The sequence below is a fragment of the Pseudoalteromonas agarivorans genome, assembly GCF_024518735.1.
GTDB lineage: Bacteria > Pseudomonadota > Gammaproteobacteria > Enterobacterales > Alteromonadaceae > Pseudoalteromonas > Pseudoalteromonas atlantica.
Window position 1 is genome coordinate 238284 of record NZ_JANIGJ010000007.1, and the last position, 17382, is coordinate 255665.

Sequence of the window (17382 nt, forward strand, 5' to 3'; positions counted from 1 at the left end):
TCATGTATACTGCGCCCCGAGTTAGCCAAGATAATCGCTGCCTGTGACGAAAATGATCAGGGGGAGGAAAGTCCGGGCTCCACAGGGCAGAGTGCCAGCTAACGGCTGGGGGGCGTGAGCCCACGACAAGTGCAGCAGAGAGGAGACCGCCAACCCTCGGGTTGGTAAGGGTGAAAGGGTGCGGTAAGAGCGCACCGGGCCACTGGTAACAGTTGGTTGCAAGGTAAACTCCACTCGGAGCAAGACCAAATAGGGTTCTATCATTTTAAATAATGAACGCGTGGCCCACGTGAGAACCGGGTAGGTTGCTTGAGCCATAGAGCGATTTATGGCCTAGACGAATGATTATCACTTTCTTCGGAAAGGACAGAACCCGGCTTATAGGCTAACTCACTCATTCAACAAAAAAGCCCGCAGTTAACGCTGCGGGCTTTTTTGTGCCTAAAATTTGATGAAGTACTTTGTTGTTTTTTTAAGGCTCAGGCTGTCCTTTTTTAAGTCGCTTACTGAGTGCTGGCTGGGATATACCGAGTAGTTGCGCTGCCATTGATTGATTTGAGTTGCTACGTTTCATAGCTTCTGCCACCAGTAATTCTGCGGCTTGTTTTAAAGTGGGTAGCGTTGATGTTGACTCAAATAAGGGCTTTGCAAGCTGGGCTTGCATATCTAATTTGGGCACGGCGCTGCGTACGCTTTCAAACGCTTTCATAGACAGTGCGCCACTTTGGTGGGTGCTCATTGCATCAAAGGCCATGGCGCGCAGCTCTCTTATATTGCCCGGAAAAGCGTAGTTTTCGAGTAAAATTAATAATTCTTTTGGAATACTTGCCACCGGTTTATTAAATTCTTGTGCGGCAAGCGTTAAAAAGTGCTCGAGTAATAAGGCTATATCTTGCTTGCGCTCTCTAAGCGGCGGAATATTTACATGATGAATTTTTAAACGGTAGTATAAGTCGTTTCTAAATTCGCCATTTTCTTTTTTAGTGAGTAAATTTTGGTGGGTGGCTGCAATAATGCGCGCGTTGATGCGCTTTGGGGTATCGCTGCCTACTGGATAATATTCGCCTTCTTGCAAAAGCCTTAATAACTTTACTTGCGAGGCCAGGTTTAAATCGCCAATTTCGTCAAGAAATAGTATCCCGCCTGATGCGCGTTCTATCATGCCTTTGCGGGCTTGCTCAGCGCCTGTAAAAGCGCCTTTTTTATGGCCAAATAAGGTATCCGAAAATAAGTTATCGTCAAGGCCAGCTACGTTTACACACACAAGCTCGCCACTGCAGCTACTGGTTTCGTGAATGGCTCTGGCTATAAGCTCCTTTCCTACGCCGCTTTCTCCGGTAATTAGAATAGGTTGTTGGCTATTTGATATAGACTCAATGTAATTAAACACCGAATGCATTTGATGATCCACACTAATAATTTTAGAAAACGCAGGATGCAGGCTTGTTTGGTTTTCTAGCAGATAGCCGCGCATGGCTTGGTTTTCTAGGTTTAGCTCTTGAAAACGCACCACTTGCATTATGCTATTACTTAGGCGTTCTGGATCTTCTGTTTTTACATGATAACCATAAGCACCTAATTTTATACATTTTACAGCGGCTTCTACTTGGTTAATGCCACTGATGATCACCACCGAAATATGCGGAAAAAGCTCTGTAATTTGCGCTATAAGCTCATCGCCACTGATATGTGGCATGTTTAAATCAAGCAATACAACGCGAACATTTCCTTGGTTTAGTTTGGCAATTACATCGCGGCTATCATTACATTGTACAATGTTGTTAATGCCGCAGTAGCGCTCTATTGCAAACGATATGCTTCGTAAAAAGCTGTTGTCGTCATCACAAATGAGGACCTCAAAACTAGGATATAAATTAGTATTCATAGTTCACTCTCGTGTTGTAATAAGGGTAGTGATAGCTTTACTTTTGTGCCTTTACCGAGGGTTGATTTAAAGGTGAGTTGGCCTTGGTGATCTGCCACGATCCCCGCTGATACAGAAAGCCCTAAGCCGGTGCCGCCAGATTGTCGCTTGGTGGTATAAAAGGGGTCGGTGAGCTTAATTAAGTGCTGTTGATCAATACCTACGCCTTGATCTTCAATGCTCAGCACAACCTGATTGTGTTTAGTATGGAAATAGCTGGTGATAATAATTTTTTGCGATTTGTCTTCAAGCGCTTGGCAGGCATTTAAAATTAAATTTACGATTACTTGCTCGATGCGGCTGCCGCTGCCTTTAAACGCAGGCAGTGAGTTGGCTAAGTTAACCTCTAAGTGGTTTGTCGAGTTTTTAATTTGATTTGTGACTAAGCGAATAGAGCGGTTTGTTAGTAGGTTTAAATCTAGCTGCTCAGTTTTCTCGTGCGATGCTTCACCTTTTACGGCAAAGCTTTTTAAATCCTCTACTATGCCCTTTACCTTGTTACTGGCAATGTGCATATCGTCTAAAATTTCTGGCAGCATATGTTTAAAGCGCTGATAGCTTACACCGGCAACAAGAAAATCGCCTTGGCGTGATTGATGCTCATCTAGTATGTCTGTTGCATCTTCAAAGGCTTCTTTTATAAACGGAAAATTTAACGTTAAAATGCTACATGGGTTATTTATTTCGTGAGCTACTCCCGAAACCAACACCCCCAGTGAGGCCATTTTATCTGCATGAAGTAGCTGTAACTGCTGGGCTTGTAGCTCTTTGGTGCGGCTTTCTACTTTTTTGCGCAGGGCTTTGTTCCAAATTATCACCACGGTACTAATTAGTAGCAGCACCACTACACATATACCCGCTATTACGCCGGCTTTAGACCAAGGTGATACGTTTAACGGGCCAAACCATTTGTCGTAAATTTCTTGCTGGCGGCCGGTGTTTTTTAAAATAGCTAAGCCTTGAGTAAATTGCGATAACAGCGCTTCATCTGCGGTTTTAGTGGCATAGCCATAAAGCCGGTTTCTTTCTAGGCTAGAAATAGCAGTGATGTTTGATAGCCCCAATTTTTTACTTAAATATAAACCGGGTAAGTTTGAAACCACTGCAAAGTCATAGCGGCCAGAGGCAAGCAAACGCAGGGCATCGGCATGGGTTTCAACCGGTATAAGGGTAATGTTTAAGCCTGAGTGGTTAAGCATATCAAATGCTGAGCCATTGCTTTGTACAATAACGCGGTAGTTTTCAAGCTCGCTGTAGTGCGTTATTTTAGGACTATTGTCGCGCGCAAATATAGAGTGGTTAACAAACGTGTGCGGGCTAAAGTTATACAGATCGGTGCGCTCGGGTGTGGCGGCCATGCCTTGTAAAATATCCACATTTCCACGGTCAAACTCGGCTCTTATTTCGGACCAGGGCATTAGCTTTATTTTTATATTAAGCCCCATTACAGCGGCTATTTCTTGGCTAAGTTCTACGTTGTAACCTGTAAGCTCGCCATCTTCGTTAATAAACTCATAAGGGGGGTAGTTAAAATCTCCGCCCACTATAATTTGTTTTGGCTGCGATAAGTTAGCTTGTGCAATACAGTTTAGGCTATTGAAACCCAGTAGGCTTAGTAGCGCTATTTTTAATACATAAAACCAAGCGTTTTGTTTAATAAACAAGTGAGTAAACCTCTGCATTTTTTAGTTGTGGTAGTGCGTTAGTAAATTGTCTAAACAGTACAAATAAAATGGCGTTTATGTTCCTTTTACAGCCGCAAAAAGGTTGTTTTTAGTTGGCAGCAGGGGACTATAGTCTGTATTTTAATTTTATATAAATTAGGTACTAACGAATTTATCATGGTTTTAAGTCTTATCTATTTATACTTTAAACTAAATAAGAATAAATTAATTGTTAATTAAGGTTTTTTGTAAGGAAGTTATGTCTTTTTAAGGCTGTTTAATAAAATAAAAGCGATTTAATATCGGCTATTAAATCGCTTTTATTGGTTGGGCCTATTTAGAGGATGTTGACCTGTGTAGATTAACGTTTTCAAGCTAGGGCAGTCTAAGCAAGGCGCTTGGCTTTTAAGCGAGTAGGCTAATAATCGCTTTTGCTAAATACTAAACTCACTACTGTAATTTTAATCACGATTGGTCAACATGCCTTAGTACTAAAACTTCATGTTTAGGTTTACTTGAATGCGATCGCGGCCATTGTTGTTAGTGGGTATATCGTTATTAATATTATCCACGCTAAACCACCTTAAATCGGCATTTAGGTTCTCTGCAATTTTGTAATCTAGCTGTACACGTGTGCCTTTAATATTGGTATAAGAACCCGGAGTATTAGTTTGCGTAAACGCGCCGTTCATAGGTAATGCATAGGCTTCGGTACGTAGCACGTAAAAACGCAGGCCAAACTGTTTATTAATTTGATAACGAGCATGTACAGTAAACGCTGTATTTTCGCTGTCGGCTTCACTTGTGTAGTAATCGGCTGCAAAGCGCACTGCGCCATAACGTACATCAAGGTTATAGGTCATTACGTTGCCTGCTTGGTCATCATCAAGACCCGACTCAGCACTGGCATAGGCCGTATCTGAGGCGCTAACAAAAATTCCACCAATACCGGCTTTAACGTTAATGTTATTAAAACTTGTAGCATATACACCTTGTAGCTGTTGCCAGCTGGCATCGCGCTTGCCTTCGCCATTATCGACGTTTTCTTCAAGAATAATATGCCCCGCATTAACGCTAAACGTATTGTTACTCCAGTTAGCTTGTACACCTTCTAGCGCTATATCGTCACGAAAAAGCAGCTCTGATGAATGCATATAAACGGGTGCCGCTTTACCAATATATACTTGGGTGTTACTAAGCCCTGTGTACTTCATAAAGGCGCGGTCTAAACCAAAGTCATCGTTATCGCTGGTATCGGTGATACCAAAAGTTTGATGGGTTGAATCGTGTTGGCTTGAGGTTGTTCTAAAGCGCATTTGCGCTGACCAGTTATCGGTAGCCGCGTATTTAATACCAAATCGGGCACGTAAACGGGCGCGGCTTGTTGAGTCAATTGTATCGCCTTCGGTGCGCTCAAAGCGCATACGCATATCGCCAAATAGCTTAACGGCTTCAAGGCCATTTAAACCTTCAATTGTAATATCTGCGTGGGCTGGCTTAGCTAAGGCAATAACACCTAATGCAACGGGTAAATAGATAAGTTTACTAGTCATGGTTTGTTCTCTATAAAATTACTAAATCGAGGGTTATTGCTTAGCGGGTTGAGCCGCTGTGTTGTCTTGGTTGTAAAGGGTTTCGTCAAGCTCGCCTTCGCTTTTGCCAATTAATAAAGTAACCATTAAATCGCCAGTTACATTTATGGTAGTGCGCGCCATATCTAAAATTCGGTCAATACCGGCAACTATTGCAATGCCTTCAAGTGGTAGGCCAACGGTGGTCAGTACTAGCGAAAGCATAATAAGGCCTGCACCGGGTACACCAGCGGTGCCTACAGAGGCTAAAGTAGCTGTAGCTATAATGGTTAAGTAATCTGTTGTGGTGAGGTCAATACCAAAGGCTTGGGCAATAAACAGTGCTAATACGCCTTGGTATAAAGCGGTGCCATCCATGTTAATAGTGGCGCCTACTGGCAGTACAAAGCTTGATACAGTACGCGATACACCTAAGTTTTGGGTGGCGCATTTAATGCTGGCAGGTAAAGTACCTGAGCTACTTGTGGTGGTAAAAGCAATAATTTGCGCTTCAATAATACCTTTATAAAAACGTTGTGGATTAAGCTTGCCTAGTAAGCCTACAAAGCCGCCACCCAACACTAAAACGTGAATAATGCAGCCTAGGTACACTAAGCCAATTACTTTTATAAGTGGCAGTAATACATCCAGTCCGTACTTGCCAGATACCCAAGCCATTAATGCAAATACACCATATGGCGCCAGCTTCATTACAAGCTCCGTTAATTTGTACATTGCATCGGCTAGGCTTTCAAACATTTTGCTAGCGGGTTCGCCTTTTTCACCAATTAGGTTTAAAGCAATACCTAAGCTCAACGCAAACACAATAATTTGTAAAATATTACCTGAGGCTAATGAGCCCACTGGGTTTTTTGGTACTAAACCTACAATGGTGTCTACTAAGGTAGGGCTTGGTTTAGCATCGGCTACTGTGGTTGCAACCATATTTAAGCCTGCGCCAGGTTCAAACAACAACCCAAGGCCCAAACCAATCGAAATGGCTACTGCGGTGGTGGCTAAATAAAATACGATTGACTTAACACCAATACGCCCCATTTTAGTGGTGTCTTTCATTGAGGTAACACCAACAATTAATGAGCAAAATATAAGCGGTACAATTAACATTTTTATGGCGCTAATAAATAGCTGGCCAATTGGTTTTATATATTCAGCATTATTGCCTAACAGCATGCCGGCAATAATACCCGCTATCATACCTATGAGTATTTTTAGCCAGAGCGCCATTTTTTTAGGCTCGTTGTTATTAATACTTGTTGTACTGGTCATAGTGTTATTCCAATTATTTATAATATTTAGTGGGAGCTATTTAACTTTTGCTTAGGGCGTTAACGCGCATATTGCACCGGCACGTGCACAGGCCACACAAGGGGCTTGCAATTTTATGGACAAGCTTTCGTTAGCCTTTTTAGATAGGGGTTGTTTGTACACGTGCATAATTAAGCTCTAAAGTTGTTAGATTATTGTTATTGCATTAATAATGCCAAGCACGGTTTTGTTAATAACGTATTGAATGTTATTGATTTTATTGTTTTTGGTTGGCGGTTTGTTAATATAACTTTTTGAATAATTATTAATAATGAAAGGCGGGTTAAAGGCGGCTTAAATGATGGTTTATAAATAACTCATTTAAAATCAATGAGTTGACAGGTGTATAACTTTTATTATTGATATAACAAAAGTTATATTTAATGCATTAATTAATCATATTTTTTGATTTTTTAGGATTTAAAACATTATTAAGTTGTAAATTGCCTGTATGTGGTTTTATTTTTTCTTATACGTTTAGCTTAGATAATATTTTTACCCTGTTCAGGATCCCGTGATTTTTCGGCTTGATCACGAATTTCGTCGGTATCACTACTTACGTCATCAACCGTTTCATTTTGCTGCTGCAGCTGCTTAGAGCTTTGCTGAGCAGTTAAAGGTTGCTCAGCTTTGTTGGTGGGCTTTTGTGTATCACTCTCATCAGGTGCACTGAGTAAAATACGCTCGCGGGCATCATCTGGCATACTGATGTTTTGCGCTGTAAATTCGGTTACTAGCTCACGCATTAACTGCGAGGCCACTTTTAACGGACTATGTTGTTCGCTGTTAACCCAAAAAAACAGATTAAAGTTAATTGTTGAGCTGCCTAAATTATTGATCAGCACTTGTGCTGGTGGCTCAGTAATCACACCCGTTTGCTTGTTTGCAATTTCAAGGGCGAGTGTTTGGCAGTAACGAATATCGTTATCGTAACCTATGCCAATCACCACCTTGGCACGCATTTTTGGATTTGCAGTTAGGTTTTTAATGGTATTTTTATAAACCGTGGCGTTAGGTATTTGTATATGGTTGCCATCGTAATCAACTAAGGTGGTTGCGCGAGCGGTGACCTTTTTAACCACACCTAAGCGGCCATCGACTTCTATTACATCGTCTATTTTAAATGGCCGTTGGACACTCAACAGCAAACTAGCAATAAAGTTCTCTGCTATGTCTCTAAAGGCAAAGCCCAATATTAAGCCTATTAATCCGGTACCGCTCATAATGGCAATAGCAAATTCGGTAAGTCCTGCTAAACGTAAAAATAAATACACGCCCAGCAATAAAATTAAAATGCTAATCCCGCGTTTAGCCACTAAGTGCACAAGTTTACTGTCGGTCATATAAATGAGCGGTTTTACTAACAGCTTAGACAAAGGACTGGCGACAAAGTAGCTAATAGTTAAAAGTATAAAACCTAATAAAAGAGTGGGTAATATTTGCGCTGTTGCGTGAAGTAATTGCAAACTTTGGGCGTATAAATACTGCCAACTGAGCACGCTTTCTGGGGTGTTTAAGGCATTCACAGCCGTGGTGTTCACTGCAATTAGCATAGTTATAAGGCTGTTCATGGCGTATTACCTTGGTATTTTAAATAATCTAGCAAGCAGCAAGTTTAATACCAATGCCAAAAGCACAGCTTGGCAAACTTTTTGCTCGATAATAGGCTAAAAAGGAGCAAACAATGAGCAAACCTAAACGGGGACAACATGCCGAGCAGCCAGTGCACATTCCGGTTATTGGTTGGTGGGACATAGCCAAACGTATTTTTAAGCAAATGAGCCAAGACAACTTATCGCTGGTTGCAGCGGGCGTTGCGTTTTATGCCTTACTTGCTATTTTTCCTGCTATTGCTGCAATGGTTTCTGTGTATGCGTACTTTTCATCGCCCACCGATATTAGTGAACACCTGAGTAAAATAGTTACCTTATTACCGCAAAGCACGAGCGATTTAATTTTATCTCAGGTCTCGAGCTTGGCTCAAACCTCTAACGCCAGTTTAAGCTTAAGTGCAATTGGTACACTTATTCTTACTATTTGGAGTAGCTCTAAAGGCAGCCAAGCGCTTATTACTGCCTGTAACATTAGTTATCATGAATACGAAAAACGCTCTTTTCTTCATGCTCAGTTAGTACGTTTTTTATTTTCGGTAGGGGCTATTTTAGTGGCTATTTTTGCTTTGCTAATTATAGGTATTTTACCCATAGTACTTAATTTAGTGGGCTTAAAAGAAAGTATAGACTTACTAATAAAGTTAATATCGTGGCCATTACTCGCCTTTATGTTTAATTTTGCGTTGGTGCTTTTGTATCGCTATGCACCACACCGAAAACCAGCTAAATGGCGCTGGATCACACTTGGCTCGTGTATTGCGACTGTATTATGGATTTTAGCCTCAATTGGTTTTTCGTTTTATGTGTCTCACTTTGCAAGCTACAACGAAACGTATGGTTCGTTAGGCGGGGTAGTGATTATGCTAATGTGGCTCTATATAAGTGCCTATATTATTACGCTTGGGGCGGTAATAAATGCGGCAACCGAACAACAAACAGCGAAAGATAGTACCAAAGGCCCCGCTAAAGAACGCGGTAAACGCGGAGCCTATGTTGCTGATCACCTTGATGTAGATGAGCCGACAAACTCTTAGCCGGGCTCATTATTGCACAAGCTTATGAGATGCTGAGTAAATGCTTGGCCAACGGGGCCTAAACGGTCATTGTCGGTGCACATTAAATAAAGCTTTAAGGAGCGGGTTGTACCTTGCTCTAAATTAAGGGGCTTAAGTGTGTTGTTTTTAAGATAAGGTTTAATTTGTGCACTAGGCAGCCATGCATAACCAAAGTTTTGGCTAACCATATCAATAGAGTTACGTAAGTGACTTACTGTCCAGCGCATATCAGCCCCAAGCCAGCCGTCGTCGTGGCTGGTGTGGGTGGCCGAATCGCGAACAACTATTTGCCTGTGTAATTTAAGCTCTCTGTAGGTCAGTGGTTCAGTGCGCTGGTGTAAGGGGTGATCAGGGTGCGCAACGGCAATAAATTCTATATCGCACAAGCTATGGCAATTAATGCCATAAAGCGCAATAGAGGTAATTGCTAAGTCGACCACTGCATTGGTAAGTAATTCGTTTGCGCCATTAAGTACGCTTTCTATCAGTTCTATTTTTACCAATGGGTATTGCTCATTAATATGGCTTAGCGCTTGGTACAATAAATGCTGCGGAAACACTTCATCTACCGCTATTTTTAATGTGCTTTCAATACCTTCGCTTAATGTATTAGCAACCGATTCTATTTTGCTGGCTTCATCTATTAAAAATTCGGCGCGGCGCAATATAAGCTTACCGTTTTCGGTTAAATACGCTTTACGGCCTTTTACTTCAAGCAATTTTACTTGCAGTGCCGACTCTAACTTTTGCACTGCATGGTGCACGGTTGATTGGCTTTTAAATACCGCGCTGCTAGCACCGGCAAACCCACCATGCTCTACAACAGCTTTAAACATTCTCCATTGCTCGAGTGTTGCCTTTGCCATTTTAAACCTTGTTACTACTTACTATTGATTAAACTACCTGACCGTGTAGGCACTCTATTTATTGCGTAACTACTTATTTATTATTGGCAATAACCATTTTTTTGCTGCTCAGCAACGTCATAAACTCTTTTTTAGGCACTGGCTTTGAAAACAAATAACCTTGCCCGTAGTCGCATCCTGCTTTTAGTAGTAGCTGCATTTGTTGCTGCGTTTCAATTCCTTCAGCAATAACTTTTAGGCCAAGCTGGTGGGCCATTACAATAATGGCTTCACATAAAGCAAGCTCTTGGCTCCCTGCTTTAATATTATCAATAAAGCGTTTATCTATTTTTAGGTAATCGGTATCCATTTCTTGCAGGTACGCGAGCGATGAATAGCCGGTGCCAAAGTCATCTAGCGCTAATTGCACACCTGACTGGACTAATGTTTTTAAGCGACTTTGAGTTAGTGGCTCTGGGTTGACCATAAGGCCTTCTGTGATCTCGGCCACAATAGAGGAGGCGGGTAGTTTGGCTGCTTTTAAAATCTCACACCAATCGTCAATTCCGCTATCGATTGTTGATAACTGCACAGGAGAGACATTTATACTAATTTGAAATTGCTCCCCCATGGTGGTGTTTATTTCTTTTAGGGTGTGTATTGCTTGTGTAAATACAAATTGGCCCAGCGCATTTATTTGCCTAGTTTCCTCTGCAAGCGGTATAAACGTCGCCGGCGAGACTAACCCCTTTTTAGGGTGGTGCCAGCGAATAAGCCCTTCGGCTTTATGAATGTGCAAATCGTTTAATGCCACAATAGGCTGATAAAATAGCTCAAATTGTTCAAGCTCTATGGCGGAGCGTAAATCTTTTAATAGCTGCATACGCGCTTGTGCATGAATACGCATATCTTTTGAAAAAAACTCAAACCCATTACGGCCGTTATTTTTAGCTTTATACATGGCTTGGTCGGCAGCTTTTAATAGCAGCTCTGTACTTTGGCCATCGCTAGGTGCGCATGCAATGCCTATACTAGCGCTAATAAATAGCTCCTCGTCTTCAAGCTGTATACTTGATGAAAGGCTTTGCAGTATATTGCTGGCAATTTGGTTTATATGGCGACTGCTTTTAACATGGTCGTATACAATCACAAACTCATCACCGCCAATACGTGCGACAAAACTGGCGTTTATTGCAGCTTGAATTATCCGTTGAGAAACTAACTTAAGTAGATTATCGCCATAATGATGGCCTAACGTGTCATTAATATCTTTAAAGTGATCAATATCGAGCAGCATCACAACAAGTTCGCATTTGTCGCCTGTTACTTCATTAAAACGCTTATTTAAACGCTCTTTAAGCTCTAGCCTATTCGGTAAATCAGTTAAGTGATCGAAGTGAGTTTTTCGCCATATGGTTTCATCGGCTTGTTTTTTTTCTGTTAGGTCGGTAAAAATGGCCACCCGGCGAGTAGGCATGTTTTTATCATCGTAAACGGTATCTATGATCAGAAATTCGGTATAGGTGTCGCCATTTTTTTTACGATTAATTATCTCACCCTGCCAACGGCCAGTTTCTCTGAGCTCTGCCCACATTTTTTCATAAAATGCTTTTGAATGTTTGCCAGATGCTAAAATACGGCTGGTTTTACCTATCGCTTCTTCTTTGCTGTATTGGGTTGTTTCGCAAAACGCAGGGTTTACGTCATAAATAATGCCGTCGGGGTCTGTAATCATCATCCCTTCACTACTATTACTGTAAACAAGCGACGCTAAATGAAGTGCTTTTTCGTTGACCTTTTTTTGGCTTATATCTCTAAGAACAATAATGTATTCATTATTAGTGAGTGCATTGATTCTTGCCTCAAAAAAGTGCTCTTTAGATTTTTTAAACAATGTAAACTCAATGGTTTGTGAACCCTCTAAAGTACCTAAATGAGAAAGCAGTAACTCTGCGTTGGCCTCAGAGAGTACATCAACTAATTTTAAAGCTTTGCCTGTCTCAACATTTAGCACAGGGCTAATATAGCCGCCAATATAAAGGATTTTGCCTTGGGCATTTATACGTATGTAGGTATCGGGTAAAGCATTTAATAAGCTCATTAACTCGTTGTGCTTATTTTTTAATTTAGCCTCTGCAGATAGCCGGGTTTGTGCCATAACAGCAAAACGGTCATAAAGCGCGCGCAGCTCTGGGCTATTGGGCTTTTTAATATGTTTGGGCATAGTGCCATTTGCCAGTTCATCTGTGGCTTTGGTTAAATTAGCGATAGGCTTAAATATACTTTGTTTAATTAAGCGCCTAGCTAGCAGCACCAACAGGGCAATAGCCGATAAAAACGCAAAAATGGTTTTAGCAAAGCTTTCATTCACTTTATTAATAAAGTCTTCAACCGAAACGGCTATATAAATATCTAAATTATTATCATGGCCGTCTTTGTATATTACTGAGCGATGAAAAACCTGGTTTTCGCCTTCTGCATTTTTAAACACGGTTAACGAGCTTTTATCGTGAAGTAAATCTATGTCGGTAATTTTTTGGCCTAAATTACGTGGTTGATTAGGGTAGTTGGCCAGTATTAAGCCATTAGAGTCGGCAATAACGGCCTTGGCATTGTTAGGTAATTTTGCTTCGCTTAAGGCGATATTCCACCAATTCAATGCTATAACGGTAACCAGTGTGCCTTTTAATTGGTTATTACTATCTATAATTGGGTAGGCAAAATTGACACTTTGCGCTTGAATACTTCGGTCGTATTGAAAATACCCCACCGAAAAACTTTTATTACTAATGGCATTTTGAAAATAAGTACGATCGCTAATATTAATATTTTTACTACGACCATTTGTCACGCACTGTAGGTCGCCATTTTTATCAACAATACCTATATTTGCAATATTCTTATAAAGGGCTTTTATTTCGTAAAAGTAATTAGGGCAGGTTGTGGGGAGTGTTTCATTTTTTGCTGTTTTATCGGCTAAATAAATAGTAATACGTCTAACATCATCAACCATTGTTTTTTGATGTTGTGTCAATTGCTTAGCTATATTTACTATTCTTTCTTCACTTTTTTCAATGGCAGCATCACGCTCATACCATAGCGTAAATACCGTCACAGCGGCACCGGGAATGCTAAGTAGGATGAGTAACCTGTAAAGCTGGCTTTTAAGCGATGAAGTAAAAATAAGTTTTCCTTAAACTCTGCGTCCCTAAAAAGTGATTGTAGACATAAAAGCCAAAAATAACCATACAAAATATAGGGTTGCACTAAAAAGTTATTAGAAATTAGCTTAAGTCTGTGTTTTTAATCATGAAGCTTATTATGCTAAATAAACGAATTATCAAAATAAACACTAAATTTTCTAAAAAATAGAACGTTTTGCTCGATTTAAAGACATAGTCGTATTGTTTTATGAATGCTTTAATAAGCTCATTAATTAATCTACTACAGTATTTTAAATATGAACATAGCAAAAGTGTTAACTGCTTACGCCACCCAAGATGGTGATGGTGTAAACATAAGTCGGATACCTGGTTTTGATGGCAAATATCTCGACCCTTTTTTAATGATTGATGAGCTAAAGTCTAACAATGAAAGTGACTATATTGGCGGCTTTCCACCACACCCTCATCGCGGCATTGAAACCTTTACGTACATTATTAAAGGTGGCTTTGAACACCAAGATCAAATGGGCAACAAAAAAGCGATCCGATCTGGCGATGTACAATGGATGAGTACAGGTAGAGGCGTAATGCACAGTGAAATGCCACTAACAGATGCAAAAGAGGGGCTGCATGGCTTTCAAATTTGGATCAATATGCCCAGTGGCGAAAAAATGCGCGCGCCACGTTATCAAGATACTACACAAAATCCAGCGCCTGAAGTAACTAATAAGCATGGCGTGAGCTTTAAAGCTCTTGCGGGTAATTGGCAGTTTGAAGATTCTACGTTAACGTCGAGTTTGCAAAGCTTAGCGGCCAATGCTGCACTGGCCAATGTTACTCTCCCCGTCAATACACGCATGCAGTTAGCAGGGCTTAAACAACGTAAAGTGATGATTTATGTTCATACAGGTGAGCTTATTACAGGTGACGAGCAAACATTTAATGCTGGCAAGTTGCTTATATTAAGTGAAAACAGTGACATTGATATATCTTCACAAAAGGGGGCGGGGATACTTATTTTAGCGGGTAACCCACTTGAGCAACCTATTGCACATATGGGCCCATTTGTAATGACCACGCAAGAGGAAATTAAACAAGCGGTGCGTGATTATCAAAACGGCGAATTTGGCAACATTTAATAATTAATTGAGGAGGTTATTATGGGTTTATTAGTTGATGGTCAATGGCAAGACAAATGGTACGACACCGACTCGAATAATGGTAAATTTAAACGCGAAACAGCACAGCTTCGTAATTGGATCACAAAAGATGGCAGCCCTGGACCTACAGGGAGCGGCGGATTTAAAGCGCAAGCAAATCGCTACCACTTATATGTTGCCTTAGCGTGCCCGTGGGCGCATCGCACTCTTATATTCAGACAGCTAAAAGGCCTAAGCGATATTATTAGCGTATCGGTAGTCAGCCCAGATATGTTAGATAAGGGGTGGAGCTTTGATAAAGATAACCTTAGTAGCGGCGATGATTTATCTAATAGTGAATACTTACATCAAATTTATACTAAGCACGATGAAAATTACAGTGGGCGAGTAACTGTGCCTGTGCTTTGGGATAAGCAGCAAAATAAAATTGTTAGTAATGAATCTGCAGATATTATTCGTATGTTCAATACCGCATTTAATGAAATTACGAATAATACGGATGACTATTACCCACAATCACTACAAGCTGATATTGACGAAATTAACGACCTTGTTTATACCAATATTAATAATGGGGTATATAAAGCGGGTTTTGCAACCACACAAACAGCATACGAAGATGCATTTACTGCGTTATTTAAAGCACTTGATAAAGTAGAGGGCATACTAAGTAAAAATCGTTACCTGATGGGGGGCACATTAACTGAAGCGGATTGGCGTTTATTTACCACACTCATTCGGTTCGATAGCGTGTATGTAGGGCATTTTAAGTGTAATTTACGCACCATTGAAAGCTACCCAGCGCTGAGTAACTATGTACGTGAGTTATACCAAATAGAGGGAGTAGCCAGTACGGTTAACCTTGAGCATATTAAGCGACATTACTATTTTAGCCACACAATGATCAACCCAACGCAAATTATTCCAAAAGGGCCGGCGTTAAACTTTAGCCAAAACCATAATAGAGACGAGTTGAACTAAGAGGTATTAAAGTAAGCGGCAATTGCACTTTTAAAAAAGCTTTTATAAATGCAATTGCTGCTATGCAAATAACTTTACCAGCCAGCCGTATTTTCGCACAAAGCTGGTTTCGCTTTTGCCAGCTTGGACCGTTGCTCCGGCTAAAAAGGCTGATGCCAATCCTACCTTGGTGGCTGCAAAGCGCTTAAAGCGGTACTTTATTGCTGCATGGTGCTGGCGCTTTAATGCATGCTGTAAATCCATTTGCTTATTTAACGTGTCAACGTTCTCATTGGGTTCTTTAATTAGAAAATTAACGAGCATGGTTATTTCCTTATAGATTTAAAAGTTGCTTTAAACTTTTAATCGTTTTACTAAAGCCAATTTTATTGCTTAGGTATACGGTATTTCGCCAAAGCCAAATTAAACAAATTATTTGCGCGAGGGCAGCAGTAGCAAAGCTAAGCCAAACCGAGCCAAATAAATCATATACACCGTAGCCAATTGCACCTAGTAAGCCGGCCCACAACAAAATCAAACCACTGGCAAAACATCCTAAAAATATAGTGATCAACGCCATTGATCGTAACGACAGCTTCCACTCAGCCTTTGCAAGTTGGTGGGTAAGCTTTCCTTGCGTTTTATAATCCTCCTTGAGCTGGTCAGAGTATTCAATGATCTTTGCTATATGATCCTGCCAATCATCCTTTTGGCTAGGGTCATCAGTTGTTTGATTTTGAGCATTACCGTCCGTGGTTGCTGTTGTTTGTGAGCTACTCATTATTTATTACTTACGACGAAATAGTGACGTTACAAGCATACCCGCCGCAAAAGCAATACCCGCTGTTGCTAGCGGATTTTCTGAGGCAAAAGCACGCGTTTTTGCGCTGCACTCAGTTAGTTTTTCACGAGCAATAAGTTGTTTTTCGCTTAGTGCTTCTGCAGAGCTTGAAGCGCCTTTACGTACGCTCGACTCAGCAACTGATGCCTTGCTTGAAAGTGCATCTACTGCATCGTGTGCAACAGACGTTGCTTTTTCAGTCAACGGTGCCTCACTCTCTTTTTGTTTAAAATCAGGTTTCATGTTTGTTTCAGTATTCGGTTTTGTATTTGTTGCAGTAGCCATAATCAATCCTTAATAAATAAAATAAAAAAATTTAACTGGTGCTATAGCAGATGCAACGATTAAACCAACCATTAAAAATAATTTAACCACTTGATTTTATTGTTTTTATATATTTAAGGTAGGGTGCGGTAGATTAAATAAAAAGCAGCATGAAGTAAGTATTGCTGCTGTGCTAAGTAAATTTTACATGCCTATAAACTAGATTCATTTTTTTGTAATTATTCATTGATTATTCAGTAAGCAAATTATGTAAACCAAACGTTATTAGCAATGCTTTAAAAAAATTTTATCTACTACCTCCACTTTTTCCCACGTAATTCAATCGCTTTGCGTAAAGCCTTATTTTTTCTAGCTTAGCGAGACGTTAAAGCTGGTCAGCTTACTTGACAAAAAGGCTTGTCAAGCCCTAAACTGGAGCACTGTGGTAAAAAGTGGTTTTTAGTGGATCTAACTGGATCAAATTAATCGAAACTCGATTACACAATTTAAAAGTAGGCTTTTTATGTTTCGTGGCGCTAGTTCACTGAGCTTGGATGATAAAGGACGTTTTGCGGTACCGACTAAGTACCGAGACGCTTTGCTGTCTGAAGATCAAGGAACGGTAATATGTACCATTGCGCTAAACGAGCCGTGTTTATGGTTGTATCCTCTTGCACAGTGGCAAGAAATAGAAAGCCGCTTATCTAAAATCTCTAATATGAATCCACGCGCTCGCCGAATGCAACGTATGTTGTTAGGTAATGCCACAGAGTATCAACTTGATAAAAATGGTCGAATTTTGCTGGCGCCTTCATTGCGTAGCCACGCAGAACTTGGCAAAAAGATCATGCTAGTTGGTTTAATGAATAAATTTGAAATTTGGGATGAAGCGCGTTGGCACGAACAAATGCGCCAAGACACTGAGTTGGAAAGGCTCGGGGATTTTGAAGCAAACCAAGATTTAGATAGTTTCACACTCTAACGGCACTAAAAAA

Annotated in this window: 14 protein-coding genes and 1 other RNA gene; 5 read left to right on the top strand and 10 right to left on the bottom strand. The window is 40.5% G+C overall.

All coding sequences use genetic code 11. The features are described 5' to 3' along the window. Nucleotides 1–17 precede the first annotated feature (17 nt). Nucleotides 18–397: RNase P RNA component class A (gene rnpB, locus NQT65_RS14205), an RNA gene on the top strand. 75 nt (nucleotides 398–472) lie between these two features. Here the strand turns inward: rnpB and NQT65_RS14210 are convergent. From NQT65_RS14210 to NQT65_RS14230, 5 genes are all read right to left on the bottom strand, one after another. Continuing rightward, entirely contained in the window at nucleotides 473–1885 is a 1413-nt protein-coding gene (locus tag NQT65_RS14210; RefSeq protein ID WP_004589118.1) for a sigma-54-dependent transcriptional regulator, read from the bottom strand. After that, nucleotides 1882–3588, bottom strand: a complete 1707-nt coding sequence (locus NQT65_RS14215) for a transporter substrate-binding domain-containing protein (protein WP_256851423.1) — start codon at nucleotides 3586–3588, stop codon at nucleotides 1882–1884. Before NQT65_RS14215 ends, NQT65_RS14210 begins: the two co-directional genes overlap by 4 nt. 491 nt (nucleotides 3589–4079) lie before the next feature. Then, nucleotides 4080–5141, bottom strand: coding sequence for a putative porin (locus tag NQT65_RS14220; protein ID WP_121637960.1), 1062 nt, complete (start codon nucleotides 5139–5141; stop codon nucleotides 4080–4082). A 33-nt stretch (nucleotides 5142–5174) separates the two neighbouring features. After that, a complete protein-coding gene (locus tag NQT65_RS14225) occupies nucleotides 5175–6446 on the bottom strand; it encodes a dicarboxylate/amino acid:cation symporter (RefSeq protein WP_004589122.1) in 1272 nt (423 codons plus the stop codon). Nucleotides 6447–6967: 521 nt separating this feature from the next. Beyond that, a complete protein-coding gene (locus NQT65_RS14230; protein ID WP_052026279.1) occupies nucleotides 6968–8038 on the bottom strand; it encodes a mechanosensitive ion channel family protein in 1071 nt (356 codons plus the stop codon). Nucleotides 8039–8169: 131 nt separating this feature from the next. Between NQT65_RS14230 and NQT65_RS14235 the strand changes: the two genes are divergently transcribed. Next, on the top strand, nucleotides 8170–9132 hold the full coding sequence (locus NQT65_RS14235) for a YihY/virulence factor BrkB family protein (RefSeq protein WP_248530526.1): 963 nt from the start codon (nucleotides 8170–8172) through the stop codon (nucleotides 9130–9132). Here NQT65_RS14235 and NQT65_RS14240 read toward each other — a convergent pair. Further along, nucleotides 9129–10019: a LysR family transcriptional regulator gene (locus tag NQT65_RS14240; protein WP_004589125.1), complete on the bottom strand. Its 891-nt coding sequence runs from the start codon at nucleotides 10017–10019 to the stop codon at nucleotides 9129–9131. The two genes, NQT65_RS14235 and NQT65_RS14240, sit on opposite strands and share 4 nt — an antisense overlap. A 73-nt stretch (nucleotides 10020–10092) precedes the next feature. After that, the gene (locus NQT65_RS14245; protein WP_256851424.1) at nucleotides 10093–13113 is read right to left on the bottom strand and encodes a bifunctional diguanylate cyclase/phosphodiesterase; all 3021 of its coding nucleotides are present in this window, start codon (nucleotides 13111–13113) and stop codon (nucleotides 10093–10095) included. A gap of 345 nt (nucleotides 13114–13458) precedes the next feature. Between NQT65_RS14245 and NQT65_RS14250 the strand changes: the two genes are divergently transcribed. After that, nucleotides 13459–14301 carry a pirin family protein gene (locus tag NQT65_RS14250; RefSeq protein ID WP_256851425.1) on the top strand — a complete coding sequence of 281 codons (843 nt, stop codon included), beginning with the start codon at nucleotides 13459–13461 and terminating at the stop codon, nucleotides 14299–14301. Nucleotides 14302–14322: 21 nt separating this feature from the next. Beyond that, nucleotides 14323–15303: a glutathione S-transferase family protein gene (locus NQT65_RS14255; RefSeq protein ID WP_256851426.1), complete on the top strand. Its 981-nt coding sequence runs from the start codon at nucleotides 14323–14325 to the stop codon at nucleotides 15301–15303. 60 nt (nucleotides 15304–15363) lie between these two features. On the opposite strand, the gene NQT65_RS14260 is transcribed toward NQT65_RS14255, so the two are convergent. The 3 genes from NQT65_RS14260 to NQT65_RS14270 are packed head-to-tail and all read right to left on the bottom strand — an operon-like array spanning nucleotide 15364 to nucleotide 16408. Continuing rightward, nucleotides 15364–15606, bottom strand: coding sequence for a hypothetical protein (locus NQT65_RS14260; RefSeq protein WP_004589129.1), 243 nt, complete (start codon nucleotides 15604–15606; stop codon nucleotides 15364–15366). A gap of 10 nt (nucleotides 15607–15616) precedes the next feature. After that, nucleotides 15617–16063: a threonine/serine exporter family protein gene (locus tag NQT65_RS14265; protein WP_004589130.1), complete on the bottom strand. Its 447-nt coding sequence runs from the start codon at nucleotides 16061–16063 to the stop codon at nucleotides 15617–15619. A 6-nt stretch (nucleotides 16064–16069) separates the two neighbouring features. Beyond that, nucleotides 16070–16408, bottom strand: a complete 339-nt coding sequence (locus tag NQT65_RS14270) for a DUF883 domain-containing protein (protein WP_256851427.1) — start codon at nucleotides 16406–16408, stop codon at nucleotides 16070–16072. Between the two features lie 502 nt (nucleotides 16409–16910). On the opposite strand from NQT65_RS14270, the gene mraZ reads away from it, so the two are divergent. Further along, nucleotides 16911–17369, top strand: a complete 459-nt coding sequence (gene mraZ, locus NQT65_RS14275) for a division/cell wall cluster transcriptional repressor MraZ (protein ID WP_126008190.1) — start codon at nucleotides 16911–16913, stop codon at nucleotides 17367–17369. Nucleotides 17370–17382: the final 13 nt, after the last annotated feature.

Coding starts and splice junctions, on each gene's coding strand:
- NQT65_RS14235 (WP_248530526.1), top strand. CDS start 8,170: ATGAGCAAACCTAAACGGGGACAACATGCCGAGCAGCCAGTGCACATT.
- NQT65_RS14210 (WP_004589118.1), bottom strand. CDS start 1,885: ATGAATACTAATTTATATCCTAGTTTTGAGGTCCTCATTTGTGATGAC.
- NQT65_RS14240 (WP_004589125.1), bottom strand. CDS start 10,019: ATGGCAAAGGCAACACTCGAGCAATGGAGAATGTTTAAAGCTGTTGTA.
- NQT65_RS14250 (WP_256851425.1), top strand. CDS start 13,459: ATGAACATAGCAAAAGTGTTAACTGCTTACGCCACCCAAGATGGTGAT.
- NQT65_RS14225 (WP_004589122.1), bottom strand. CDS start 6,446: ATGACCAGTACAACAAGTATTAATAACAACGAGCCTAAAAAAATGGCG.
- NQT65_RS14265 (WP_004589130.1), bottom strand. CDS start 16,063: ATGAGTAGCTCACAAACAACAGCAACCACGGACGGTAATGCTCAAAAT.
- NQT65_RS14230 (WP_052026279.1), bottom strand. CDS start 8,038: ATGCTAATTGCAGTGAACACCACGGCTGTGAATGCCTTAAACACCCCA.
- NQT65_RS14260 (WP_004589129.1), bottom strand. CDS start 15,606: ATGCTCGTTAATTTTCTAATTAAAGAACCCAATGAGAACGTTGACACG.
- NQT65_RS14220 (WP_121637960.1), bottom strand. CDS start 5,141: ATGACTAGTAAACTTATCTATTTACCCGTTGCATTAGGTGTTATTGCC.
- NQT65_RS14270 (WP_256851427.1), bottom strand. CDS start 16,408: ATGGCTACTGCAACAAATACAAAACCGAATACTGAAACAAACATGAAA.
- NQT65_RS14255 (WP_256851426.1), top strand. CDS start 14,323: ATGGGTTTATTAGTTGATGGTCAATGGCAAGACAAATGGTACGACACC.
- mraZ (WP_126008190.1), top strand. CDS start 16,911: ATGTTTCGTGGCGCTAGTTCACTGAGCTTGGATGATAAAGGACGTTTT.